Source organism: Blautia sp. SC05B48 (assembly GCF_005848555.1).
In the GTDB taxonomy this organism is placed as follows: Bacteria; Bacillota; Clostridia; order Lachnospirales; family Lachnospiraceae; genus Blautia_A.
Genome location: NZ_CP040518.1, coordinates 3,258,749 through 3,282,569, shown reverse-complemented (window position 1 = coordinate 3,282,569; position 23,821 = coordinate 3,258,749). Strand labels below are relative to the sequence as shown.

The window sequence follows — 23,821 nt, the reverse complement described above, 5'->3', positions numbered from 1 at the left end:
CTTCTGTATCAGAGGCTTCCCTTGGTAGAAAGCACGTCTGTGATCCGGGAATCGTATTGTGTTGCTGCATCAAGGGCTTTCGCAAAGCTTTTAAACATGGCCTCTGCCACATGATGGCTGTTTCCTCCGGAAAGAACTTTGATGTGAAGATTCATTGCCGCAGAATAGGATACTGCATAAAAGAATTCCTTTACCATCTCTGTGGCCATATCTCCTATTTTTTCTGTAGGAAACTCTGCATCCCATCCAAGATAAGGTCTTCCGGAAAGATCTACTGCGCAGAGCACAAGCACTTCATCCATAGGAAGGATACAGCTGCCGTAACGTTTGATCCCTTTTTTGTCGCCAACTGCCTCACGGATAGCGTTTCCAAGGACGATCCCTGTATCTTCAATGGTGTGATGATCATCTACATTCAGATCACCGTGGACTCTCAGCGTAAGATCATACAGTCCATGGCGCGTAAAACCGTCCAGCATATGGTCAAAAAAGCCAATGCCTGTATCAACATCGGAACTTCCTGTTCCATCAATATTCAGCTGCAGACGTATCTGCGTTTCTTTTGTGTTTCTTTCAATCAGTGCTTCTCTTGCCATTATTCGTTCTCCTTGTCCTCTTCCTCAAAACGGACTGCAATGGAATTTGCGTGTGCAGTCAGCTGTTCCGATGTGGCAAACTGGATAATGTCCTTGTGGATCTTTCGGAGTGCTTCTCTTGAATAATATACAATACTGGATTTTTTGATAAAATCATCTACAGAAAGTGCGGAGAAAAATTTGGCAGTTCCATTGGTAGGAAGCACATGGTTTGGTCCTGCAAAATAATCTCCAAGGGGTTCAGAGCTGTGCTCTCCGATAAAAATCGCACCTGCATTTCGTACCTTCATCATATCTTCAAAAGGATTCTTTGTGACGATCTCCATATGTTCAGAAGCAATTTCATTGGCAGCCTCAATGGCCTCGTCCATATCTTCTGCGATCAGGATATAGCCAAAGTTCTCCAGGGATTTCTCGATAATGGCTTTTCTGGAAAGTACCTCAACAAAACCTCTGACTTCTTTATCTACCTGATCTGCAAATTCCTCATTTGTTGTGATCAGGATCGCAGATGCCATCTCATCATGTTCTGCCTGAGAAAGAAGATCTGCTGCAATATAACGAGGATTTGCAGTCTCATCTGCAAGAACGAGGATCTCGCTTGGGCCGGCAATAGAATCAATGCTTACGTATCCATAAACTGCCTTTTTTGCAAGCGCAACAAAAATATTTCCGGGTCCTACGATTTTGTCAACCTTTGGAATACTCTCGGTTCCATATGCAAGTGCTCCGATGGCCTGTGCACCACCCACTTTATAGATTTCATCTGCACCGGCTTCGTTGGCGGCAACAAGTGTGCTTGGATTAACTTTTCCGTCTTTTCCAGGAGGTGTTGTCATTACAATACGGTCAACACCGGCAACTTTTGCAGGAACGATATTCATCAGCACGGAAGACGGATATACAGCCTTTCCACCGGGAACGTAAACACCTACACGGTTCAGAGCGGTTACCTTCTGACCAAGCATGGTTCCGTCTGTTGTGCTTGTGAACCAGCTGTTCAGAAGCTGCTTTTCGTGATAGCTGCGGATATTCACCAGTGCTTTTTTGATCACATCGATCAGGGAAGGATCTACCAGCTTGTATGCTTCCTCGATCTCCTCCGGTGTTACACGGATCGTATCCCTTGTCACTTCGACTTTATCAAATTCTCTGGTAAATGCAAATAACGCGGTATCTCCCTCTGCTTTTACTTTGGCAAGTATATTTGCTACTGCATCCTCGTATTTTCCATAATTATTAGGGCTTCTTTTTAAGAGAGTTTCCAGAATATCTTTTGTAGATTCTTTGGTGAGTTTTACCTTACGCATAATAAATTCTGCCTTCTTTCTGTATTTTGGAGGTTCATCTGTTGCTCAGTTTATTTGACCACACCTCGAAGTTCCGTGATCAGTTTGCGGATCCGTTCATCTTCCATTTTCATGCTGACCTGATTGACTACCATACGTGCAGACAGCGGGCAGACTTCTTCCAGCACCTTCAGGCCATTCTCACGAAGGGTGCTTCCGGTTTCCACGATATCCACGATAACCTCGGAAAGTCCTACGATCGGTGCAAGCTCAATGGAACCGTTCAGCTTAATGATTTCCACAGTCTGATGCTTTTTGTTATAGAAGTAATCCTTTGCAATATTTGGATATTTTGTAGCTACACGGATCAGCTGATTGTTATTCAGAACTTCCCTGGCGCTTTCAGGGCCGCATACGCACATGCGACATGCTCCAAATCCAAGATCCATAACCTCATATAGCTTTCTTCCTTCTTCCAGAATGGTATCCTTACCTACGATACCGATATCTGCTGCACCATACTCTACATAAGTCGGCACATCCGGACCTTTTGCAAGGAAAAACTTCAGCTTCAGTTCCTCGTTGGTAAAGATCAGCTTTCGGGAATCTTTGTCACGCATCTCCTCACATGTAATACCGATCTTCTCAAACATATCCAGTGTTTTGCTGGCCAGACGCCCTTTTGTGAGGGCAAATGTAAGATATCTCATCAGTCCTGCTCCTCCTTTGTCGGGCACAATGCCACTTTTTTACCTTCGTTTCGAAGCTCCATTGCTTCCTGGATCGCTTTTTTCAGATTTTCCGGATCATAGGTGATCACAATGGTCTTATCACCGGCCGGAACAGTCAGTTTCTGTCTGGAAAGCGCGAGCATCAGGTTATCGACCACAATGGCAAATCCAATGGAAGAAGCCGGTTTTCCGAAATGTTTCATCAATTCGTTGTATCGTCCGCCTTTGATCAGAGGTTCACCGGTTCCATATGTATAGGCCTGGAAAATGATCCCTGTATAATAACGGAACTTACTGAGCATTCCAAAATCAAAAGCAATGTATTTCTCACAGCCGTATACTTTCAGGATCTCATAAATTTCTTCCAGTCGTTTTACTGCAGAAAGTGCCTCTGGATTGGAGGTGAGTTTTTTTGCTTTTTCCAACACTTCTGCTGAACCGAACATCTGAGGCAGTTCAGCAAAAGCCTTGGAAAGGTTATCGCCTAAATTCTGTCCCTTAAGAAGTTCTTCCACACCAAAATAATTCTTCTGAGAGATCAGCTCACGAAGATGCTCTTCTATCTCTGGCCCCAGATCTGCCTCTGCAAGCAGGGATTTATAATAATCTACCTGGCCTACGCTAACCTGGAATTCGGTAAGTCCTGCTGCCTTCAGACACTCCACGGTCATAGCAAGAATTTCAGCATCTGCTGCTGCAGAATCATCTCCCATATGTTCAACACCCATCTGAGTATTTTCTTTCATCTGACCTCTGTAACTGGAATTGTTGATAAATGTATTTCCGGTATAACAAAGTCTTACAGGTCCCTTTTCCGGATCAAAATAAGTTGCACATGCTCTGGAAACAGACGGTGTAAAGTCAGGTCTGAGAACAAGTGTGTTTCCCTCTCTGTCAAAAAATTTATATAAGTCCTTGGATGGAATCGTTCCTACTTCATTGCTGAACACTTCAAAATACTCAAATCCCGGTGTTTCTATATCTTCATATCCATATCTTGAAAACACCTGGTGGAGCTCCTTCTGGAGCCGTTTTTTGCGGCTGCATTCCTCTCCATAAATGTCCCGCACACCTTCAGGTGTATGAAAAATACGCTGCATGCTCATTTCCTCCGTAACACATTTTGAGATTTCCTGTGTTTCACTTTAATTCGCTACCATGCTATCACAGAAAAACTTAAATTTGATTATATAGGAAACCTTTCCAAAAGTCAATCCCGTAATTGCAGATCTTTCTGGATTCCTTCCAGATAAGGAACCAGAAATCCATTTTTTCCGGAAAGATAAAATTCCTGGTCCAGCTCTTCCCGACGAAAACTTTTTCGTCCGCCGTCTTCCATCCTTTTCCAGAATTCCTTCAGCTTACGAAGGGTAAGATAATAAAAAACATTATCTGCGCTGAAATAGATCAGAAAAAAAGCAATCCCCTTCTGCTTTTCAAACTCATCCATAAATGCTACCTGATGAGGATGAATGTTCGCAAGGGGAAAAGTTTTTACACAGCATTCTTTTGCATCGAAGCAGACAGGGATTCCCTGTACTGCTCCGATATAATCTACGGTACTTTTCTGTTCAAAATATGCCAGCGTGATATGCCGGGAGGTTTTATCCATTTTAACCGGAGTGATAGGCGTCGGAATTTTCTGGATGAGGGCCAGTCCCTTTTCCCTGTACTGCTCATTGGTACGATTGATAAGTTCCTCCAGAGTAGAACCACGAAGTCCTCTGCTGTTCCATGTTGCCATAAGAGCTGTCCTTTAATCCAGAAGCTTGATGGATGGGAAATAACGGATCTCCGCTTTTCCGACGATCTGATCAAACTGTACATACGTATTCTGCCAGTATCGGGAATCCTTGGAATTGTTACGGTTGTCTCCCATCATAAAGTAACAGTTTTCCGGTACTTCGTATGGTCCGAAGCTTCCAAGAGGAGTTTCCGGCACAAAGGAATCATCCAGAGGTGTCTCTGAATCATTGATATAAACTTTACCATCTTTGATCTCTACTTTATCTCCGGGAAGACCGATGATACGTTTGATGAACAGCTGAGACTCATCATCCGGATATTTGAAGATCACAATGTCAAAGCGTTCCGGATCTTTCCATTTTTTTGAGATCTCGTGGCCAAATACATCCATATTCAGACCATAGGCCAGACGATAACCAAAGATACGATCCCCGGTCATAATGGTATTTTCCATAGATTCTGACGGGATCTTTGCATTGATCAGTACTACATTGTTGATAACCAGGACTACAACTACCACGATGATAATCATCTTGACGTAATCCCATATTTCATTCCAGATTTTCATAATAACTCTCCTCCAACTTTTCCTCTTTTAGTGTTCTGAGAAAGATTTCCGGAAGCGGTGCCGTAAAGACCTTCCCGGATAAATATGACAGGCTTCCTTTCATAGATGGAAACTCCATTCGAAAAGAATGAAGCAGCTGTCCTTTCAGTTTTTTATCGGCTTTTCCATATTTGGGATCACCAACAATCGAATGTCCCTCCGAAGCAAGGTGGGCACGAATCTGATGTGCACGTCCTGTGATCAGTTCAACCTTAAGAAGGGTACGGGTTCCATTGGTACCCAACGGATAATACTTTGTTTCCACTGGCAGGGCATTTTCTTTCTCTTGTTTATAGATGGTTACTTTGTTGCTTTTTTTATCTTTTGCCAGATAACCTTTGATATATCTTTCTTCTTTTAAAACTCCCTCCACAAGACAGAGGTAATATTTATGAAGTTCCCTGGACTTGAACATCCCTGAAAGTTCCTGCAGACCGGAAAGGCTTTTGCCTGCCGCTATCAGCCCACTGGTATTGCGGTCAAGGCGGTTGCATACGGAAGGACGAAAGGTTCTCAGATCATTCTCTGTAAGAGAGCCATTTTTCAGAAGATAGCCAGTCAGATATTCTACCAGTGAAGGGGTTCCGTCATCAACAGGCTGAGAAAGCATTCCTGCCGGTTTGTTGATCAACAGGATATTTTCATCCTCGTAAATGATATCCAGAGCATAATGTGCCCGTGGAGCAGAATCATTTCCGCTGAATTTTTCAAATGTTTCATCACTTAAAAACAGTTTTACATGATCTCCTGAAAACAGCTTTTCATTCCCGGTGGCTTTTTTTCCATTGAGCGTGATATTTTTTTTCCTCATCATTTTGTAGAAAAAGCTCTTTGGAGCTTCGCGGAGAAGCTTGGCCAGATATTTGTCAAAACGCTGTCCGGCCTCGTTTTCGTTAATGATAAATTCTTTCATTATATAATGCTCCTACAGACAGATTGCCAGGATCGTATGTTTGATCAGTTCTTCTCTGGAAAGATCCGGGTATCGTTCATCCGGTGTGAATTTAATCCCGTTTCTCAGAGATTCTTTGTGCTCATTCATGGAATCCAGACGTTCCAGATAGGGCTTCAGGTCCTTCAGGATCTTTACATCCACTTTATATCCGTTTTTACGGATGATTTTCTGTGACTGCTCTGCAAGGTAGGTGATATCTGCTTTTGGATCACTGGTATAACCCACTACTGTATTTCCGCACACGGCAACAGCGTCCAGGTAACCGCTTTTCTCATAAAAAGTCATGTACATTTCATAGGACATGACCAGGTCTCCTGCATGTTCGCAGATCTCTTTATAGATCTTTTCATCCATAGGATGACGTAACAGGATCATGATCAGGCTTACCATGGATTTACAGCCTGGCAGACAGCCTACTACGGTCAGAACCGTCCAGACTGTCATTCTTGTTCCGTTGACGGCCCACGCCACAAAGAAAATGAGCAGTGGAAGCGAAAATAATCCTGCGGTGATCAGGAGTCTTCGTTTTTTTTCGCTGTTAAAATAACCGAAATCACCTTTTTTTGTTTTTCTTTTTCTGGTATCTTTCATGTGCCGAACTCCTTGTCTGTGTTTTTTTGGCTTTTTTATGAAGCTCTCTGGGACGGATCAGACATTTCGGTCCAAAGCCGACCAGATCCATACGTCCGGTCATCTTAAGTCCTTCCAGGACCAGTTCGCGATTTTCCGGATTTTTATACTGCATCAGTGCTCGCTGTATTGCTTTTTCGTGTGGATTTTTCGGCACATATACCTTTTCGCCTGTCAGCGGATGGATTCCTGTGTAATACATGCAGGTAGAAAGTGTCGATGGCGTTGGATAAAAATCCTGAACCTGCTCCGGCGTAAATCCAAGATCACGGACGTATTCCGCAAGCTTCACGGCTTCCTTCATTGTACACCCGGGATGGGACGACATGAAATACGGAACGGCATATTGCTGTTTACCAGTCCGCGCATTTGCTTTTTCATATTCCTTCAGAAAGTTCTCATAAACCTCGTGCCTGGGCTTGCCCATAAACTTCAGGACTTCATCGGAAACATGCTCCGGTGCTACTCGCAGCTGACCGCTGATGTGATATTTCACAAGTTCATTAAGAAAAGTTTTATCCGGGTCTGCCATCAGATAATCAAACCGAATGCCGGAACGGACAAAAACTTTTTTGACTTTGGGGATGTTCCTTACCTTTCTGAGAAGCTGAAGATAATCCTTGTGGTCTACCGTCAGATTCTTACACGGAGAAGGAAACAGGCACTGCCGCTCCTTGCAGACTCCTTTTGTCAGCTGCTTTTTGCAGGAAGGATAACGGAAATCAGCCGTGGGGCCTCCTACATCATGGATATAGCCTTTAAAATCCGGATCCTCTGTCATCTTTTCAGCTTCTTTCAGAATGGAATCATGACTTCTCGTCTGAAGGATACGGCCCTGATGAAAGGTCAGCGCACAGAAATTACAGCTTCCAAAGCATCCTCTGTTGCTGGTCAGACTGAATTTGATCTCTTTCAGTGCCGGAATCCCGCCTTCTTTCTGATACATGGGATGATATTGTCCCGTATAAGGCAGATCGTAAACATCGTCCATTTCCATCTGCGTCAGAGGCTGAGATGGTGGATTCTGTATCACATATCCACGGTTCCCATAAGATTCTGCCAGAGGCTTTGCTGTAAATGGATCTGTGTTTCGGTACTGAATGGCAAAGCTGTCCGCATAAGCTTTTTTATCGGTCTGTACCTGTTCAAATGACGGAAGGATCACTGGATCGTAAACCCTGCTGATATCATGGCTTTTAAAAACCGTCCCTGCCACATATGTGATCTCCTGGACCGGAATCCCGCTTTGCAGGGCTTCTGCGATCTCCAGGATGGAATGTTCCCCCATTCCATAAGAGATCAGATCCGCACCGGAATCGATCAGAATACTGTGCTTGACCTTATTTTCCCAATAATCGTAATGTGCCATTCTTCGAAGACTGGCTTCGATCCCGCCAAGAATGACAGGCGTATGTTTATAGGTCTGCCGGATCAGATTGCTGTATACAACAGAAGCCCTGTCCGGTCTTAATCCCATTTTTCCTCCCGGAGAATAGGCATCTGTGCTTCGGTGCTTTTTGGAAACCGTATAATGATTCACCATGGAATCCATGTTTCCTGCTGTAACGAGAAAACCCAGGCGCGGTTCCCCGAACACCTGGATGCTCTCCTTCTTTCGCCAGTCAGGCTGAGGGATCATGCCTACACGATATCCTCTGCTTTCCAGAAGACGTCCAATGATCGCAGATCCAAAAGACGGATGATCCACATAGGCATCTCCTGTCACGTAGACAAAATCCAACTCATCCCAGCCTCTTGACTTCATATCTTCTCTTGTAACTGGTAAAAAATCCTGCATTTATAATTCCTCGTATGTAAGTGTATTAGTACTGTCTGCTCTGTGTTCATATGCTGTGATGGACTGCCTGGGCACGATAACCCTCTGCAATGATATCCAGCTGCCTGTGGAAGCGTTCCAGCTGACGCAGATCCTTGGTTTTGAATACCCGCAGGAACTCATCCTGTATTTTGCTGACTTCCCGTTCACTGGAAACACGGTAGAGATTTTCAATATTATTCAGAATATCCTTTACAAGATTGGACTGCATCTGCGATGAATTCTGAGCATCCATGATTTCGTTGCGCACAGAAGACATTTCATGATCCAGCGAAATGATCGCATCGGATGCTTTACTAAGACGTTCTGCTACATGAGGAGGCATATCACCTTTGTATTTATACTGAAGGGAATGTTCGATCGTTGCCCAGAAATTCATTGCCATGGTACGGATCTGTATTTCTACCTGAAGCCGTTTCGGCCCGTTAATAGTCTCCACTGTATAATAAAGGATCATGTGATAGCTCCGGTAACCGCTCTGCTTGATATGTGTCAGATAGTTCTTTTCACTTTTGACTTCCATATCTGTTCTTTTTCGGATGATCGCAGCAACGGTATCGATATCTTCTTCAAACTGACAAATGATCCGTACTCCTGCCAGATCTTCCATTTCTGTTTCCAGCTGTTCGATCGGGATATCTTTACGCTGCATTTTCTCCAGGATACTGGAAACGCTTTTTACTCTTCCACTGACTTGTTCAATGGGAGAATAACGATCATTTTCGTGATACTCTTCTATCATATGTTTAAACTTGACTGTCAGTTCTTTGACAGCCAGCTCGTAAGGGCACAAAATACTTCGCCATAACTGTATTTCCATGTTGCTCGCTCCTTATCATCTGCCGTCAGTCTCTTTTTTGTTTTGGTGACAGCGGCATACATTTTTTATTATAACATATGTTTTGAAAAAAAAGGGATTGTTTATCAATTTTTTATTAAAAAATTATAGAATTATTTTCCTTTTTGTGTGATGCATCCACAAATCTATATATATGTAAAATTCTGTATTTTATGAATATTTTTTATCAGGGCATAAAAATACCCTGGAGAAACCTTTCATTTCTCCAGGGTAAAAGTTCGAACATACTCCGAACTGGATCAGTCTTTCAGATTTTTGAGAACCTGTACAAGATAGTTCCATACTCTTTCTGTGGAAGCAATGCTGAGAACCTCCTCGGATGTATGGATATCCTTCATATCCGGTCCAAGGGATACACAGTCCAGTCCTTCCATTTTTTTATAGAAAAGCCCACATTCAAGGCCTGCGTGGATCGCAACGACTTCAGGCTTATGGCCATACATTTCCTCAAAAACTGCAACCATTTTATCTCGTAACGGAGAGTCTTTTCTGTACTCCCATGCCGGATATGCACCCTGTACTTCATAGTCGCCACCAAGAAATTCTGTAAGATATTCAATCTTATCAGATAATGCACTGCATGCAGCGTCTACAGAGCTTCTTACACTGGAACTTGCAAAAAGCTCGTCCTCATCCAAACGGAGGATGCCGATATTGCTGGAGGTTTCCACCAGACCTTTGATGGTTCCGCTCATTTTTTGGATTCCGAATGGTACATTCTGCAGATAAAATACGATTTTTTCCTGACTTGTAGGATGAAGAACCTCTGCTGTTGCAGTATCCTTTTCTGTTATTTCAAAAGTAATGTTTTCGTCAGAGCCTGTATATTCCTCACGGACCTGCTCCTGGAGCTCTTTTGCGTAAGCTTTTACCTCAGCAACGGAATCGGTAAGAAATTCTGCGGTGCACTCTCTTGTAATGGCATTGTCTTTCTGTCCGCCTGTAAGAGAAATAAGGGCATATTCCGATTTTTTCTTAAGCCCGTAAAGAAACCGTCCCATAAGTTTATTGGCATTAGCTCTGTTCTTGTCAATCTCGGCACCGGAATGTCCGCCCATAAGTCCACAGACTTTGACCTGTACCTTTTCTCCTTCTCCTTCTACACGCTGGACAGGGATATGGCTGATACCGGAAAGACCGCCGGCACAGCTGATCCAGAGACTTCCCTCCGCTTCAGAATCCAGATTGATAAATCTTCTTCCCTTCAGCACGCTGCAGTCCAGACCGACTGCACCAAGAAGACCAATCTCCTCATCAACCGTGAGCAGCACTTCAAGAGGAGGGTGTGGAATATCTGTACTGTCAAGAAGGGCAAGACCATAAGCAACTGCAATACCATCATCACCGCCAAGAGTTGTTCCGTTGGCTGTGATATAACCATCTTTTACAGAGATGTTCAAACCATCTTTTGTAAAATCATGATCTACGTCTGGTCGTTTTTCACATACCATATCCATGTGGCCCTGGATGATCACTGTGGGAGAATTCTCATATCCTGGTGTGCCTGGCTTGTAGATCACTACATTATTCAGCTCGTCCTGTACGTATCTGAATCCATGATCCTTCGCAAATTCCACAAGGAAATCACTGATCTGTTTTGTATTTCTGGAACCATGAGGAATCTTGCAGATTTCTTCAAAATAATGAAAAACTCTCTTTGGTTCACAATTTTCTAATACTGGCATAAATTCTGCCTCCTTCTGCTTCATAAATTCATTTGTCTTTTATAATAATCATATACTGTAAAAAAAGCAAGGACCTGTTTTTATGAAACGAAAAATAATCATATTTTTCTATATCTGCCTGTTGCTTTTTCTGCTTTTTCATCCAAAAGAAGCTCTTACTGGAGTAAAAAATGGCCTTGGATTGTGGTTGAATATCATGCTTCCCACTCTGTTGCCATTTCTGATCCTGACAGGAGCATTATTAAAAACCGGAAATATCCGGAAGCTTCTGAAACCATCTGCTTTCTTCTGGAAAACGTTTTTCGGGCTTTCACCTGCTGGAGCCTATGTTCTGATCCTGGGTCTGTTATGCGGATATCCTATGGGAGCTAAACTGGCACATGATCTGTACATAAACCAGCAGATTTCCCGCAGAGAAGGGGAATATCTTCTTACGTTTAGCTGCAATGCAAGTCCCGCATTTATCATTTCCTATCTTTCCGGCATACTCTTGAAAAATAAGATATCAGCAGTACAGATGATCCTCACTTTTCTGGCGGCAGATCTCTTTTGTATGCTGTTTTTCCGTTTCGTTGTATATCGCGGGCATACCGTGGACTCTGTCTGCGTAAACAAGATAAAAAAAGAGACATACCAACAGGACTCCACAGGAGCCATCCTGGATGTCTCGATCATGGACGGATTTGAAACCATCACACGTCTCGGGGGCTATATTCTCATCTTCTCACTGATACTCGCCTGTATCAGATTTTACTGGCCATTTCATGCACAAAGCTGTATGCTGTTCACAGCACCACTGGAACTAACTACCGGGTTGGAACAGATTGCCGACGCACCACTGCCATGGAAAAGCAGATACCTTGCTTCTATGATCCTGACTTCTTTTGGTGGCTTTTGTGTCATGGCTCAGACAAAAAGCGTATTGGAAAACAGTTTGTCACTGATCCCCTACGCTATTTCAAAATGTCTGAACGCCAGTGTGATATTCCTGATCCTAGTTTTCTCCGATATCGTCTAACAGATCTTCGTCTTCTTTTGTTACAGAAGAACTGTCATCATCCTGGAAGGTATTGGAGATTGCCGCTGCCTGAGCAGTCTGTGGTGCAAGCTCCTGACGATTATGATTAACAACCTCAAGGCAGCTCTGCAGAGCATCAATAAATGCTTTATATTTACCACCGGCATCTTCAAGTGTCTGGTTCAGGACAGAACCGATATTAGCCATCATATCATCCGTGTATGTGATCGCACTGAGACGAATGCTGTTTGCATCCTGTGTTGCAGAATCAAGAATCTCCTGAGCCTGCTTATTTGCAGCATTTATGGTCTCATTTGCCTGTGCATATGCTTTCTGCATGATCTCATGCTGTGTAACCAGTTCCTGAGCTTTGGCCTGAGCATCTGCGATCAGACTGTCAGCTTTAGCCTGAGCATCCTCAAGGATCGCATCCTTATTGCTGATGATCTTCTGATAACGTTTGATCTCATCCGGAGTTTTCAGACGAAGTTCACGTAAATACTCCTCAATCTCTTCTTTGTTCACTACGATCTTGGTAGTGGAAAGAGGCTGGAATTTACAGCTGTCCACATACTCTTCAATCTCCTGAATAATCTGTTCAATTCTGCTGCTCATAATACACTCTCCTTATTTCTCTGTTTCTCTTTTTTTCAATTTCTCTTCGACTGCATCCGTAATCTCACGTGGAGCGAATTTGCTCAGATTTCCTCCGAAATTAGCAACTTCTTTCATAATCGTGGAGCTTAAGTATGCATATTCCAGACTGGTTGTAAGAAAAACGGTGTCCACATCCGGTGCCAGAACACGATTAGTCTGGGCCATCTGCAGTTCATATTCAAAATCCGTGACAGCACGAAGCCCTCGAACGATCACCTGGGCATGGTTTTCCCTGGCAAAGTTCACTGACAGGCCCTCGAATGCTTTCACCTCCACATTCGGGATATCTTTTGTCGCCTTTGTTAGTATCTTAACACGTTCTTCTACAGAAAACAACGGACTTTTTGCAGAATTATGCAAAACTCCCACTATAACCCGGTCAAATGAAATGCTTGCCCGCTTAATGATGTCAAGATGGCCATAGGTTGCCGGGTCAAAGCTTCCCGGGTATACTGCTGTTATCATATGTCTGTCTCTCTTTCATTTTTTTAGGAAAACATGCTTGTTGGTTTTATATTCCTTGGAACGTACCAGACGATATCCAAGGTCCTCTACATAAGAAAAATCCGTATGCAGATCTTCCTCCACAACGATCAGCGTGTTTTCATCTGCAAGAGTGCTGTCAGCCAGATACTCAAGGACTGGTTGTTCCAGATGCTGTTCGTATGGTGCATCCATAAAAATACAGTCAAATGGTTCTCCGCCTTCCAGTGAACGCAGTGCCTGAAGCACATCCATGTTCAGCAGTTTACCACCATCCGTGAGTTTTGTAAATGAAAGATTTTCGCGGATACAAGTACATGCTTTGGGATTTTTTTCAACAAATACAGCATACTCGGCTCCACGGCTCAGAGCTTCAATACCGATCGCTCCGCTTCCGGAAAACAGATCCAGAAAACGACAACCAGGTATTTCAGGCTGGAGAATGTTAAAAAGAGTTTCCTTAATACGGTCTGTTGTTGGTCGTGTCTCATTTCCGGGAATGGTTTTTAAGTTCAATCTACGTGCTTTTCCTGCTATGACTCTCATTTCAGATTTAATCTCCAATCCAGATCACCGCGGGCCAGTCCAAGGATCAGAAGTTCCGCAGTGGCAATATTTGTAGCAACCGGAATATTGTACTGGTCGCAGCGTTTGACAATGCTCATGATATCCGGCTCTGCCGGGTCCATCATGACAGGGTTATAAAACAGGATCACCATATCCAGATCCTGACGTTCTACCATCTCCATAAACTGTTTGTCTCCGCCTATACTTCCGGCAAGAAACTTGTGAACGTGAAGACTGGTTGCTTCCTCAATTCTTCTTCCTGTTGTTCCGGTTGCATATACTTCATGTTTGGCAAGGATATTCTTGTATGCAATACAGAAGTCTTCAATCAGAACTTTCTTACTGTTATGCGCAATAATTCCTAAATTCATAATTCACCTCTCCATTCTGCCCTTGGGTTACATCCCTTTTCTCCCCTTTTATATAGGTAAAATCATATAACTCTGTAACTGATTCTAGCATAACGCCCAAAAAAGTGCAATTTAATTCATGTAAATTCATGAAAAATTAATATTTTCCCCGGCGTTGCTCCATATACTCTATTCTTCCCAGCTGTTTCCTGTAGTATAATCAATTTCAATTCCCGGCTGTATGTTATAAACAAAAACATGGAAAGATATCTTCTGGTCTTTAACGGATTCGGCTTCCATTTCCACACCCCGAGCTACCAGTTCATCTCCCTTAAAAAACGGAGTTACACGATACATGCAGGGATTTCCTGTACTGTGCACGTAATCTGCAACCTCATTTTCAAAAGGAAGCATTCCCGTCACATTGAGATATCTGGTTCCTGTGATAAGGTTTTTCTTGTTTGCATTCTCTCCAGTCAGCTGATACCCGATAAGATGGCAGCGATTATACAGATACCGGCCATCTACATTTTCATATTTTACAGTATGCCATCCTGTAGGCTTCACCATTCCGATCGCTCCTCGCTCTTCGACAGGCATCAGCTCCGGTGTGACCTTGGATTCTGCATAACCACAGCGCCCCAGGGAATCTAGTTCACTATAAAATTCGTATGCAGGTCCTGCGCTTTTTTCATCAGAAAAAGATGGTACATTTCCATTGATCTCCACATATGGACTGTCGCTGTATTCCGGAATCTGATCCAGAGAAACAGATTCTGTCTGCTCTCCTGTCTTCGTCTGGGATTGTTTCAGCAAACCTGCCACTGCATCGGAAGCGGATTCCGAAACATCTTCCCAGAGGATCTGTGCATTTTCTTCTATATATGTAAGAAATACCTGTCCGAAGATCCGACTTTGATCTTTTACCTCTTTCAGGCTCCGCGGCGGCATCCATCCATTACATACTGCAAGGGTAACACACAGAATAATAGCTGTGAGTATTTTTCGCATGGGCTGTTTTTTTCGTTTATATTTTCGTTTGTATGTAGGATAACGTTTCTTTTTCACGGGACCCCCTTATTTTTGTCTGACAGATATTATATGTTGTGCAGAAATTATTATAACTTCTGTTCCTGTAAAAAAGCAACCATACATTCTGTTTTTTATATTTTTGATTTCCTTTAACTGCCAGTGTATTATTTTACGGATTTCATATACTAGCAATGTAACATCAAAACAAACAACAACCAAGGAGGAAATGAATTATGCCAAGTAACACTTCTTCTAACAAAGCAGTTGTACCGGAAGCAAAGGGCGCACTTGACCGTTTCAAATATGAGGTAGCAAACGAGCTGGGTGTTCCGCTTACAGACGGATACAACGGAAACCTGACTTCCAAACAGAACGGATCCGTAGGCGGATATATGGTCAAAAAAATGATCGAGGCGCAGGAGCGGCAGATGTCCGGCAACTCCCAGGGCGGACAGCAGTACTAAATCTGTGTGCGCAGGTAGTTTTATTGCTATGCTGAGTTGATCTAAGCTCATGCAAAAAAAGATGCTGTCTGACAGAACTGAAAAACTGCCAGACAACATCTTTTAATTTTATATAAAAAGAGAGCTTATTTCATAAACATATCCACACATTATACAAATAATAAGATCAAAAAATCTTAAAATCCTATATTTATTTACAGCAATTCCTGTACTTTCCGATTACATCTGCTGATGCTCCGAAAACAGTTTTGCAGTCATCATGCTATTCTCATTTGGTCAAATACACAAAAGAAATAGCCTGTTACAGATTTTCTCTATAGCAGGCCATCTTACATACTCTTTTATATACTTTTTATCAGAGACTCTTTTTACAGTCCGATAAATCCTGTAACATCTCCGTTGATCACATAATGTGCACCATTATCTTCCGGTTTAATGTAGATTTTGAGATCTTTCAGTTCAGAGGCTTTTTTGCCCATGTCCTCTGTCCAGATCTTTTTGATCCTGTCAGCAACCTCTGAAGTATGTATCTCCTTGCCCCAGTACTGAACATATACTTCTGTTACTGGCTCAGCTTTCTTAGCTGCTGTTTTTCTTGTTGTTTTAGTCGCTGTTGTCTTAGCAGCCGTCCTGGTTGTTGTTTTCTTAGCTGCAGTAGTTTTTCGTGTTGTTGTCTTCCTGGCAGTTGTTTTCTTAGCCGGTTCTTCTGATTTTACAGCTGTTGTTTTCTCTTCATCAGATTTTACTTCTGCTGCTTTTTCTTCTACTGGTTTCTCAGCAGCAGGTTTTACCTCTGCTGTCTTCTCAGTTGCTTTTGTCTCTACAGATGCTTTTGCATCGTCTGTCTTCGGTGTCTCAGCCTTAATGGCTTTCTCTTCGGATGCGGTTACTACAGATTTTGCAGGAGTCTCGCTTACTGAAGCCGTTTTTACAGTTGTCTTGGTTGCAGCTTTCTTTGTCCTAGCCATGTTTATAGCCTCCTTACAAGGGATTTGTTAATCTTTTCTCGAATTTTAGGATATCACTTTTTGTGAAAGAACGCAAGGTTAGATCCCCAGATTTTCCAGTTCTTCACTCATATACCCCTTGAGATGCTCCTTTAAAGCCTTATGCTGAGGCAGGATAAGATCAAAATCCAGTGCCAGGATCTCACCAGCTGCTTCACTTGCATTCTTCAAAATTCCGGCATCATTGTAGATATCACCGATCTTAAATTCCATCAATCCGCTCTGGCGGATACCGAAAAGATCTCCTGGACCCCGAAGCTTCAGATCTTCTCCGGCTATATAAAATCCATCATTGGATTCATTGAGGATCTTCAGGCGTTTAGAAGTATTTTCTTCATTATTTCCCTGGATAAAAATACAGTATGACTGATGCTCTCCACGCCCTACACGGCCCCGAAGCTGATGAAGCTGGGCAAGCCCGAAACGTTCTGCGTTTTCTACCATCATAACGGTAGCATTTGGCACATTCACTCCGACCTCCACAACTGTGGTAGATACCAGCACCTGGATCTCGCCGGAAGCAAAAGCCTCCATGATCCTGTTTTTCTCTTTTGGCTTCATCTTTCCGTGAAGAATCTCTATGCTGATCTCTCTCGGCAGGACCTCCTGAAGCTTTCTTGCATAATCTGTAACATTCTCTGCCTCCAGGCCTTCGCTCTCTTCCACCATAGGGCAGATCACATAAGCCTGCCTTCCCATCTGAACTTGCTTTTCAATAAAAGAATATGCCTTGGGACGGTAGGAAGTTCCTACTACACAATTTTTGATCGGAAGTCTTTTTGCAGGAAGCTCGTCAATGATCGAAATATCCAGATCTCCGTATAAAATGATCGCCAGTGTCCGGGGAATGGGGGTTGCGCTCATAACAAGTACATGAGGCGGATTTCCTCTGGTCGTCAGCGCTTCCCTCTGGCGAACGCCGAATCTGTGCTGCTCATCTGTGATCACAAGCCCCAGATTCTTATATTCCACCTTTTCCTGGATCAGGGCATGAGTTCCGATGATCACATTCACTTCACCGTCTGCGATCTTCTGATAGATCTCACGCTTCTGTCTGGCTGTGGTAGATCCTGTCAGAAGCACCGGATGGCAGGAAGCGATATTCTGTTCTTCCATCAGCCTCAGAAAGCCTTCGTAATGCTGATTTGCCAGAACCTCTGTCGGTACCATCAATGCACTCTGAAATCCATTCTCTGCTGAAAGTACCATAGCTAAAAATGCGATCACGGTCTTGCCGCTACCAACATCCCCCTGTACAAGCCTGGACATCAGCTTATGACCGCTCAGATCCCGTTCGATCTCATGCCAGACATTCTTCTGGGCTCCGGTCAGGTCATAGGGAAGCCCTTCTATGATCTCCTCGGTTGTCCATACTGGTTTCATAGGAAACGTGTTTGGAGCCTCTTCTGTTTTCTCCTTCAAGAGCTGTATTGCCAGCACAAAAAGCAGAAATTCATCGAATACCAGACGTTTCCTGGCTGTGAGAAGCTCCTGCATATTTTTCGGAAAATGGATAGTCCGGATTGCATAATTGGCATCTGCGAGCTGATAGCGTTCCCGTATCTCCTCCGGCAGATATTCCCCATGGAGAGGCCTTGTATCCAAAATCTGATGGACCAACTTCGTGATCATCTTGTTGGAAAGTCCTTTCGTCAGACCATATACAGGCTGCATACTGTGAATGATCTCCTCATAAGCTGCCGGGGTAAAAATCTCCGGATGTTCCATCTGCGGACGGCCTTTTTTTCTGATGATCTTTCCTCTGAGGATAAACACACTGCCCTTTTTGAGTGTTCCCCTCAAATAAGGCGCATTGAACCAGGCAACCGGTAATCGGCCGCTTGCATCTGCCACAGTTGTTGTCAGAACCTGGAGATTGCGTATCTGGTTAATATAAATACCTGTTGCTATAGTGGCACGGATAGAGACTGTTTTGTTCTCCTCTGCTGATGCAATCTCCACAGGCTCCTCATATATATCGTAAGTCCGCGGATAATAACGGAGAAGCTCTTCCGCAGTCGTGATCCCGATCTTCTGGAAAAGCTTCTCTGTTTTCTCACCCACGCCTTTTAATTCACGCAAAGGTGTCTTTTCATTCATTTTTTATACTCTTTATTCTACAGAAATCAGATAGTAGTAGATCGGTTGTCCGCCCTGGTTCAGCTCAACCTCGCACTCCGGATATTTCTCAGTAAGAGAATCAGAAAGTGCCTCTGCATCTTCTTCCGATACATCCTCACCATAGTAAACACTGATGATCTCAGATTCCTCGTCAACCATCTCTGCTACCATCTCCTCTGCTACCTGAAGTCGATCCCTGCCTACTGCAAGGATACCTGCATCACCGATTCCCATGATATCTCCCTCATGGATTTCCTTGTCATCAATGCGTGTGTCACGAACTGCATAAGTAATCTGTCCGGTTTTTACTCTGGATATAGCATCTGTCATGGAAGCAAGATTCTCCTCGCCACCTTTTTCCGGAACAAAGCTGATCATTGCAGAAATTCCCTGTGGGATTGTCTTGGTTGGTACTACAATGATCTCCTTATCCTCAGTCAGATCCCTCGCCTGATTTGCTGCAAGGATAATATTCTTGTTATTCGGGAAAATATAAATTGTTTTTGCATTTACTTTCTCAATAGCATTGAGCATATCTTCGGTACTTGGATTCATAGTCTGGCCGCCTTCGATCAGATAATCTACGCCAAGTTCACGGAAAATCTGAGAAAGTCCCTCGCCTACGGATACGGAAATAAAGCCATGATCCTTAGGAGGTTCCTTGTTTTCTGCCTGTTCTTTTGCAAGTTTTTCCGCATCTTTGATCAGTTTTTCCTGATGTTCTTCTCTCATATTGTCAATCTTCATGCGGGAAAGCTGACCATACGTGAGTGCGCGTTCAAAAGCCTGTCCCGGATGATTGGTGTGCACGTGTACCTTGACAATCTCATCATCAGCCACCAAAACAATGGAATCACCGATGGAATCCAGAAATTCACGGAAACGGTCGATCTCATCCTGTGGAAGCGGTTTTTCAAGAAGAATAATAAATTCTGTACAATATCCAAATTTAATGTCTGCCTCTGCCTGAGGAGAAATTTTTGTGATCTTAGGAGCTACTGTTTCAAACTGGGAATAATCCACTTCTTTTCCATGATATCCGTCGATGGCACCACGGAAAACTTCCAGAAGTCCCTGTCCACCAGAATCCACAACACCTGCTTCTTTCAGGACCGGAAGCATCTCCGGTGTTCTGGCAAGAGTTTCCTCTGCATGCTGAAAGATCCCGTCGAAAAAAGCATCCAGATCTTCTGCCGCATCAGCAAGCTCTGCTGCTCTGTCTGCTGCAGCTCTGGCTACAGTAAGAATGGTTCCCTCTTTTGGTTTCATAACTGCCTTGTATGCAGTCTCAACGCCTCGCTCCATAGCTGCGGCAATGGCAGGTGCATCCAGATCCGTAAGTTTACGCACACCTCTGGTAAATCCACGCAGAAGCTGTGACAGGATAACACCGGAATTACCTCTGGCTCCACGAAGGGAACCGGAAGAAATTGCCTTTGCAAGGGATTCCATATCCGGATCTGTAAGAGCACCTACTTCGGAAGCAGCAGACATGATGGTAAGCGTCATATTGGTTCCTGTATCTCCGTCAGGTACAGGAAACACATTCAGTTCATTGATCCATTCTTTCTTCGCTTCCAGATTTTTTGCTCCGGACAGAAACATTCTGGAAAGTATTTTAGCATCTATGGTTTTGTTATTCACCACAAGTTCCTCCTCTAAAACTAATCTATTGCACGTACGCCCTCAACCATAATGTTGATTTTCTCAATCTCCATTCCTGTAAAGGCTTCGACTTTATATTTTACATTGTTGACAAGATTGTCCGCAATAGTACTGATATTCACGCCATATGCTACGATGACATGAAAATTCAGCCGGATCTTATTATCATCCGTGATCTTAACACTGATACCATGCTTCAGGCTGTCAATACGCAAAAGCTTGACCAGGCCATCCTTCATACTGATAGCTGCCATTCCAATGATGCCAAAACACTCTACCGCCACACTGCCGGCATAAGTCGCAATGACATCCGTATCAATTACAATCTGACCCAATCCGGAATCTATACGTCCATTCATATGGTTACCTCCATTGTTTCATTCAGATTAAATTATATAAAACTATTATAACCTTTTTTTTATAATTACGCAATGATAGAGTTCAACTTGTTTTATCTTATAGAAAATTACTTTATTTTCAAAGCATCCTACATATCCGGAAATGGCATAAAATCAGCATTTCCAAGTCTTCATAGTATAAATATATTGCTTTTCTTGCAAGAACACAACGCTTAATTCCACCATGATCCGCCCTGTTCCCGGAGGTATGGAATACTTTCCTTAAAACTCTTTGCAGAATTTTTAATAAATTTCCTTTTTTTGCTTGCAAAAGAGCAATTCATCTGTTAAAATGATGACTGTTGATAAAAGGAGGTGCTATTCATGGCTAAATGTGCAATCTGCGATAAAGGAGCTCATTTCGGAAACAATGTGAGTCATTCCCATAGAAGATCCAACAAAATGTGGAAATCTAACGTTAAATCCGTCAGAGTAAAAACAACTGCCGGCGGAGCAAAGAAAATGTATGTATGTACTTCTTGTTTAAGATCCGGAAAAGTTGAAAGAGCGTAAGTAATATCGTATGCCCCCGTAGAATGCGGGGGCTGTTTTTTTATCTTTAAGACAGATAAATTACAAGCGGGAAGTATGCCAGGTGCACACTTCCCGCTTATCTGCAAAACATATGATATCCGCACAGCAGACATACGACTGCCATTGCGATCACAATAAAATTCTCTGTAATAAGGATACCAAGAACCATGCCTACACCAATAAAAAACAGCATAAAACCAGTTAGCTTTCCCACTCCTGTCTGCTCATTTCCTGTTTTTTATTACAGTATATGCATGAAATCTGAATGGAATACTACTCTTCTTTCCCGTCTGTATCCTCAGCATTGCCTGCACCTGGTGCAAAACGGTTCACAAAATCCGGCACCATATCCAGGACTTTGGTAAGACCATCCTGATTTTTTACGTTTACAAGTTTGGTGCTTCCATTCTGGATCACAAGCACTGCACAGGGAGACATCTTTCCGGCAAGACCTCCGCCACCGTTGTTCTTCTTATCCCCTTCAAAAGCTCCGGCTCCCACGCCGAAAGATACATCGACCAGAGGAAGAATAATGGTATCACCTACATGAATGGCATCGCCAACCACTGTCTTGGCCGATACAAAGCCATCCATTCCTTTAAATAATGAATTCACGGTATCTTTGAAATTATTCTCTTTCTCCATGTTTTACCTCCTTATGTCTCCATCGGTGGATGACGTATTTTATATTTTTATTGAAATAAAGCTCTGCTGCTGTTTTGAGAACTACAATTCCGTAAATCCTTCCCTTTAACAGGATCTCTCCTTCAAGAACATTTTCATTATCAAAAAGGGGCGCTGCTTCGATCTTGTTTTTATGAAAAGGAATCGTCATTCCTAATACAGCCAATACCATACCTGTAACTGCCGGATCTTCATTGCCAAATGTGATTTTTCCGGTGATCCTTGTCGGAAGCACATGATAAATCAGTTTTTTTGCATTTTTCCACAGAAAGGAAAGAGCCTCTTTGATTCGGGGATGGTCTAAAAATTCTTTCCACCAGTTTATCTTATCACAGAAATTCCGGATTGTTAATGCAAGACTTTGAATTTTTTTCAGAATCCTTTTGGGGATTCCAAGAAAATTATGAATGATTCGGATCAGCTTTCCAACTGCCGTTTTTATTTTTCCCACTATATTCAAAATTAAATCTGCAATCTTTGTCCGAAGCTTCTTTTCATCTTCCGATATTTCTTCAGAAATCGATATCGGCTCCATTATTACCTTTTCCGAAATTTCATTTATATCTTCAACAGTATCTTCCTGAGGCTCAGACATTTGTAACTCTGCTGCATCGTTCTGCTGTTCGCTTTTTGATGTCTTTTCATGGCTTCTGGAAGACTCTGTCTGTTTTTTTGCATTTTGATTTCCGGAGTTGGAAAGAGCTCTTGGTTCCCTTTTTTTACGAAACAGATTTTTTAATTTTTCCAACGGAATCCCTAAAAAACATATTTTTGTTTTCAGAACGCCCTGCTCCCAGAATACCTGTGCAGATATTATATGAAGCAGCCAGCTCACTTCACCGGTAGCATGTATTTCACGAAGACTATCCGTACGGTCTTTTTTTAATTTCCCTCTGTATCTGATCGGACAGAACAAAAGAAGCAGCAGGATCAGAAAGATCAGCCCGATCAGGATCCCCAGAAGGATCAATATCCATTTTATTATCAGCCATAATATATGCAGCATTAGTTCACCTGTTTTTCAGATATTCTTTTATTTTAAAATTTCCAGTTTCGGTATAAACCTGTTCGATCACATCCTGTGCCATCTGTATAGCACCTGATTTTCCTCTGGCCATTCCAATGATCAAAGGACAGGTGTCTCTGGCGCTTCGCTGTACAAGCATGCCTGCGGGAAGAATTTCCAAAATATTTCCGGGATTATCAGACAAAGTAACAACGTAGATATCTGGCACAAATTTGCCAGCAGTGATCCTGGCTCTTATTCTGGTAGGATTTTTTACATCATTTCCTATGTAATAGTTTTTCATCCATTTCAGCAATCTGCCATCACCTCCGTTTATAATGCCAAACAGGGCTGCGTAAGTACACAGCCCTGTCCTGTTGTTAAAAATACTTCTGCTGTTTCGCCCAGACGCCCTCACTTCGCATTTCCAGATACTCCTGATAGGCCTGTTCCACGATATGCTTCTCGTTGGAAAAACGGAGAAGATGATAGATTTCATGAAACTTATAGTATCCGGAATCTACAAAATATTCCTCTCGCTGGGGTTTGCTATGATAATTATCAGCTATCATGAGATACCAGTGTACCTCTTTCATTACCACATCCTCCGGAACGGTGAAATTATACTGACTCTTGCCGATATATTTCACGATAGAGGCCCGAACACCTGCTTCTTCCATTACTTCACGCAAAGCAGTCTGCTCAAAAGTCTCTCCTTTTTCTACAGTTCCTTTGGGAAGCACCCATCCTTCATAACGATTCCTGTAGGATTTATACAATGCCAGGATCTTACCCCGATGAATTACCACACCGCCACAGCTTGTTGCTTCTATCATATTGCAATCCTCCTGTAATGCGTGTGTCTTTTGCACTGGCTATAGTATACCTCTTTTTCACCTT

At 42.9% G+C, this 23,821-nt stretch carries 27 protein-coding genes and 1 pseudogene; 3 read left to right on the top strand and 25 right to left on the bottom strand.

All coding sequences use genetic code 11. From position 1 onward, the window contains the following. Positions 1–8 precede the first annotated feature (8 nt). From hisB to EYS05_RS15245, 11 genes are all read right to left on the bottom strand, one after another. Positions 9–596 carry an imidazoleglycerol-phosphate dehydratase HisB gene (gene hisB / locus EYS05_RS15295; protein WP_138277493.1) on the bottom strand — a complete coding sequence of 196 codons (588 nt, stop codon included), beginning with the start codon at positions 594–596 and terminating at the stop codon, positions 9–11. After that, on the bottom strand, positions 596–1,906 hold the full coding sequence (gene hisD, locus EYS05_RS15290) for a histidinol dehydrogenase (RefSeq protein ID WP_138277492.1): 1,311 nt from the start codon (positions 1,904–1,906) through the stop codon (positions 596–598). Before hisD ends, hisB begins: the two co-directional genes overlap by 1 nt. A 50-nt stretch (positions 1,907–1,956) precedes the next feature. Next, a complete protein-coding gene (hisG, locus tag EYS05_RS15285; RefSeq protein WP_118513540.1) occupies positions 1,957–2,595 on the bottom strand; it encodes an ATP phosphoribosyltransferase in 639 nt (212 codons plus the stop codon). Beyond that, the gene (gene hisZ / locus EYS05_RS15280) at positions 2,595–3,716 is read right to left on the bottom strand and encodes an ATP phosphoribosyltransferase regulatory subunit (RefSeq protein ID WP_118513538.1); all 1,122 of its coding nucleotides are present in this window, start codon (positions 3,714–3,716) and stop codon (positions 2,595–2,597) included. The genes hisG and hisZ overlap by 1 nt, the downstream gene beginning before the upstream one ends. Positions 3,717–3,826: 110 nt before the next feature. Then, the gene (locus EYS05_RS15275) at positions 3,827–4,360 is read right to left on the bottom strand and encodes a Holliday junction resolvase RecU (RefSeq protein ID WP_118513536.1); all 534 of its coding nucleotides are present in this window, start codon (positions 4,358–4,360) and stop codon (positions 3,827–3,829) included. A gap of 12 nt (positions 4,361–4,372) precedes the next feature. Further along, complete coding sequence (gene lepB / locus EYS05_RS15270; RefSeq protein WP_118513534.1) at positions 4,373–4,930, bottom strand: signal peptidase I; 558 nt, start codon at positions 4,928–4,930, stop codon at positions 4,373–4,375. Next, the gene (locus tag EYS05_RS15265; protein WP_118513532.1) at positions 4,914–5,882 is read right to left on the bottom strand and encodes an RluA family pseudouridine synthase; all 969 of its coding nucleotides are present in this window, start codon (positions 5,880–5,882) and stop codon (positions 4,914–4,916) included. Before EYS05_RS15265 ends, lepB begins: the two co-directional genes overlap by 17 nt. 12 nt (positions 5,883–5,894) lie before the next feature. After that, positions 5,895–6,515, bottom strand: coding sequence for a hypothetical protein (locus tag EYS05_RS15260; RefSeq protein WP_118513530.1), 621 nt, complete (start codon positions 6,513–6,515; stop codon positions 5,895–5,897). After that, positions 6,478–8,352: a YgiQ family radical SAM protein gene (locus EYS05_RS15255; protein ID WP_118513528.1), complete on the bottom strand. Its 1,875-nt coding sequence runs from the start codon at positions 8,350–8,352 to the stop codon at positions 6,478–6,480. Before EYS05_RS15255 ends, EYS05_RS15260 begins: the two co-directional genes overlap by 38 nt. A gap of 46 nt (positions 8,353–8,398) precedes the next feature. Beyond that, a complete protein-coding gene (locus EYS05_RS15250; protein WP_118513526.1) occupies positions 8,399–9,211 on the bottom strand; it encodes a GTP pyrophosphokinase in 813 nt (270 codons plus the stop codon). A 278-nt stretch (positions 9,212–9,489) separates the two neighbouring features. Then, a complete protein-coding gene (locus EYS05_RS15245) occupies positions 9,490–10,935 on the bottom strand; it encodes an aminoacyl-histidine dipeptidase (RefSeq protein ID WP_118513524.1) in 1,446 nt (481 codons plus the stop codon). A gap of 82 nt (positions 10,936–11,017) precedes the next feature. Here EYS05_RS15245 and EYS05_RS15240 point away from each other — a divergent pair, with 82 nt between their 5' ends. Continuing rightward, the gene (locus EYS05_RS15240; RefSeq protein WP_118513522.1) at positions 11,018–11,953 is read left to right on the top strand and encodes a hypothetical protein; all 936 of its coding nucleotides are present in this window, start codon (positions 11,018–11,020) and stop codon (positions 11,951–11,953) included. On the opposite strand, the gene EYS05_RS15235 is transcribed toward EYS05_RS15240, so the two are convergent. The 5 genes and pseudogenes from EYS05_RS15235 to EYS05_RS15215 all read right to left on the bottom strand — a co-directional run. Next, the gene (locus tag EYS05_RS15235; protein ID WP_114002511.1) at positions 11,930–12,568 is read right to left on the bottom strand and encodes an ATPase; all 639 of its coding nucleotides are present in this window, start codon (positions 12,566–12,568) and stop codon (positions 11,930–11,932) included. The genes EYS05_RS15240 and EYS05_RS15235 overlap by 24 nt on opposite strands. Before the next feature lie 12 nt (positions 12,569–12,580). Beyond that, positions 12,581–13,075 (bottom strand): pantetheine-phosphate adenylyltransferase, encoded by a 495-nt coding sequence (gene coaD / locus EYS05_RS15230; RefSeq protein ID WP_118513520.1) that lies wholly within the window; start codon positions 13,073–13,075, stop codon positions 12,581–12,583. 15 nt (positions 13,076–13,090) lie between these two features. Next, entirely contained in the window at positions 13,091–13,639 is a 549-nt protein-coding gene (rsmD, locus tag EYS05_RS15225; RefSeq protein ID WP_118513518.1) for a 16S rRNA (guanine(966)-N(2))-methyltransferase RsmD, read from the bottom strand. Continuing rightward, positions 13,636–14,031: a methylglyoxal synthase gene (locus EYS05_RS15220; RefSeq protein ID WP_021976563.1), complete on the bottom strand. Its 396-nt coding sequence runs from the start codon at positions 14,029–14,031 to the stop codon at positions 13,636–13,638. Before EYS05_RS15220 ends, rsmD begins: the two co-directional genes overlap by 4 nt. Positions 14,032–14,205: 174 nt before the next feature. Beyond that, positions 14,206–14,835, bottom strand: a pseudogene (locus EYS05_RS15215) (DNA/RNA non-specific endonuclease); the annotation flags it as partial. 440 nt (positions 14,836–15,275) lie between these two features. Here EYS05_RS15215 and EYS05_RS15210 point away from each other — a divergent pair. Then, complete coding sequence (locus EYS05_RS15210) at positions 15,276–15,506, top strand: alpha/beta-type small acid-soluble spore protein (RefSeq protein ID WP_015524906.1); 231 nt, start codon at positions 15,276–15,278, stop codon at positions 15,504–15,506. Positions 15,507–15,874: 368 nt separating this feature from the next. On the opposite strand, the gene EYS05_RS15205 is transcribed toward EYS05_RS15210, so the two are convergent. The 4 genes from EYS05_RS15205 to EYS05_RS15190 form a co-directional block, all read right to left on the bottom strand. Continuing rightward, entirely contained in the window at positions 15,875–16,474 is a 600-nt protein-coding gene (locus EYS05_RS15205; RefSeq protein ID WP_243101095.1) for a DUF6465 family protein, read from the bottom strand. Between the two features lie 78 nt (positions 16,475–16,552). Further along, complete coding sequence (recG, locus tag EYS05_RS15200) at positions 16,553–18,613, bottom strand: ATP-dependent DNA helicase RecG (protein WP_138277491.1); 2,061 nt, start codon at positions 18,611–18,613, stop codon at positions 16,553–16,555. A gap of 12 nt (positions 18,614–18,625) precedes the next feature. Further along, positions 18,626–20,278, bottom strand: coding sequence for a DAK2 domain-containing protein (locus tag EYS05_RS15195; protein ID WP_118623943.1), 1,653 nt, complete (start codon positions 20,276–20,278; stop codon positions 18,626–18,628). A 20-nt stretch (positions 20,279–20,298) separates the two neighbouring features. Continuing rightward, the gene (locus EYS05_RS15190) at positions 20,299–20,658 is read right to left on the bottom strand and encodes an Asp23/Gls24 family envelope stress response protein (protein WP_015524900.1); all 360 of its coding nucleotides are present in this window, start codon (positions 20,656–20,658) and stop codon (positions 20,299–20,301) included. Positions 20,659–21,021: 363 nt separating this feature from the next. Between EYS05_RS15190 and rpmB the strand changes: the two genes are divergently transcribed. Next, positions 21,022–21,210 (top strand): 50S ribosomal protein L28, encoded by a 189-nt coding sequence (gene rpmB / locus EYS05_RS15185; protein ID WP_015524898.1) that lies wholly within the window; start codon positions 21,022–21,024, stop codon positions 21,208–21,210. Positions 21,211–21,307: 97 nt separating this feature from the next. Here the strand turns inward: rpmB and EYS05_RS17405 are convergent, their stop codons facing one another. From EYS05_RS17405 to EYS05_RS15165, 5 genes are all read right to left on the bottom strand, one after another. Continuing rightward, entirely contained in the window at positions 21,308–21,445 is a 138-nt protein-coding gene (locus EYS05_RS17405; RefSeq protein WP_158293338.1) for a hypothetical protein, read from the bottom strand. A 59-nt stretch (positions 21,446–21,504) separates the two neighbouring features. Next, the gene (locus tag EYS05_RS15180) at positions 21,505–21,876 is read right to left on the bottom strand and encodes a GerW family sporulation protein (RefSeq protein ID WP_015524896.1); all 372 of its coding nucleotides are present in this window, start codon (positions 21,874–21,876) and stop codon (positions 21,505–21,507) included. Next, a complete protein-coding gene (locus EYS05_RS15175) occupies positions 21,860–22,921 on the bottom strand; it encodes a DUF2953 domain-containing protein (RefSeq protein WP_138277490.1) in 1,062 nt (353 codons plus the stop codon). Before EYS05_RS15175 ends, EYS05_RS15180 begins: the two co-directional genes overlap by 17 nt. Before the next feature lie 4 nt (positions 22,922–22,925). After that, the gene (locus EYS05_RS15170; RefSeq protein ID WP_118623939.1) at positions 22,926–23,237 is read right to left on the bottom strand and encodes a hypothetical protein; all 312 of its coding nucleotides are present in this window, start codon (positions 23,235–23,237) and stop codon (positions 22,926–22,928) included. Between the two features lie 64 nt (positions 23,238–23,301). Next, positions 23,302–23,757, bottom strand: a complete 456-nt coding sequence (locus EYS05_RS15165) for an NUDIX hydrolase (RefSeq protein WP_015524893.1) — start codon at positions 23,755–23,757, stop codon at positions 23,302–23,304. Positions 23,758–23,821 lie beyond the last annotated feature (64 nt).

Bases quoted from the DNA above. Each gene is read 5' to 3' on its own strand.
- hisZ (WP_118513538.1), bottom strand. From the start codon at position 3,716: ATGCAGCGTATTTTTCATACACCTGAAGGTGTGCGGGACATTTATGGA.
- EYS05_RS15245 (WP_118513524.1), bottom strand. From the start codon at position 10,935: ATGCCAGTATTAGAAAATTGTGAACCAAAGAGAGTTTTTCATTATTTT.
- rsmD (WP_118513518.1), bottom strand. From the start codon at position 13,639: ATGAGAGTCATAGCAGGAAAAGCACGTAGATTGAACTTAAAAACCATT.
- EYS05_RS15260 (WP_118513530.1), bottom strand. From the start codon at position 6,515: ATGAAAGATACCAGAAAAAGAAAAACAAAAAAAGGTGATTTCGGTTAT.
- EYS05_RS15220 (WP_021976563.1), bottom strand. From the start codon at position 14,031: ATGAATTTAGGAATTATTGCGCATAACAGTAAGAAAGTTCTGATTGAA.
- EYS05_RS15180 (WP_015524896.1), bottom strand. From the start codon at position 21,876: ATGGAGAAAGAGAATAATTTCAAAGATACCGTGAATTCATTATTTAAA.
- EYS05_RS15255 (WP_118513528.1), bottom strand. From the start codon at position 8,352: ATGCAGGATTTTTTACCAGTTACAAGAGAAGATATGAAGTCAAGAGGC.
- EYS05_RS15235 (WP_114002511.1), bottom strand. From the start codon at position 12,568: ATGAGCAGCAGAATTGAACAGATTATTCAGGAGATTGAAGAGTATGTG.
- hisD (WP_138277492.1), bottom strand. From the start codon at position 1,906: ATGCGTAAGGTAAAACTCACCAAAGAATCTACAAAAGATATTCTGGAA.
- EYS05_RS15265 (WP_118513532.1), bottom strand. From the start codon at position 5,882: ATGAAAGAATTTATCATTAACGAAAACGAGGCCGGACAGCGTTTTGAC.
- rpmB (WP_015524898.1), top strand. From the start codon at position 21,022: ATGGCTAAATGTGCAATCTGCGATAAAGGAGCTCATTTCGGAAACAAT.
- recG (WP_138277491.1), bottom strand. From the start codon at position 18,613: ATGAATGAAAAGACACCTTTGCGTGAATTAAAAGGCGTGGGTGAGAAA.
- EYS05_RS15275 (WP_118513536.1), bottom strand. From the start codon at position 4,360: ATGGCAACATGGAACAGCAGAGGACTTCGTGGTTCTACTCTGGAGGAA.
- lepB (WP_118513534.1), bottom strand. From the start codon at position 4,930: ATGAAAATCTGGAATGAAATATGGGATTACGTCAAGATGATTATCATC.
- EYS05_RS15240 (WP_118513522.1), top strand. From the start codon at position 11,018: ATGAAACGAAAAATAATCATATTTTTCTATATCTGCCTGTTGCTTTTT.
- EYS05_RS15165 (WP_015524893.1), bottom strand. From the start codon at position 23,757: ATGATAGAAGCAACAAGCTGTGGCGGTGTGGTAATTCATCGGGGTAAG.
- EYS05_RS15190 (WP_015524900.1), bottom strand. From the start codon at position 20,658: ATGAATGGACGTATAGATTCCGGATTGGGTCAGATTGTAATTGATACG.
- EYS05_RS15175 (WP_138277490.1), bottom strand. From the start codon at position 22,921: ATGCTGCATATATTATGGCTGATAATAAAATGGATATTGATCCTTCTG.
- coaD (WP_118513520.1), bottom strand. From the start codon at position 13,075: ATGATAACAGCAGTATACCCGGGAAGCTTTGACCCGGCAACCTATGGC.
- EYS05_RS15250 (WP_118513526.1), bottom strand. From the start codon at position 9,211: ATGGAAATACAGTTATGGCGAAGTATTTTGTGCCCTTACGAGCTGGCT.
- hisB (WP_138277493.1), bottom strand. From the start codon at position 596: ATGGCAAGAGAAGCACTGATTGAAAGAAACACAAAAGAAACGCAGATA.
- EYS05_RS15205 (WP_243101095.1), bottom strand. From the start codon at position 16,474: ATGGCTAGGACAAAGAAAGCTGCAACCAAGACAACTGTAAAAACGGCT.
- hisG (WP_118513540.1), bottom strand. From the start codon at position 2,595: ATGAGATATCTTACATTTGCCCTCACAAAAGGGCGTCTGGCCAGCAAA.
- EYS05_RS15210 (WP_015524906.1), top strand. From the start codon at position 15,276: ATGCCAAGTAACACTTCTTCTAACAAAGCAGTTGTACCGGAAGCAAAG.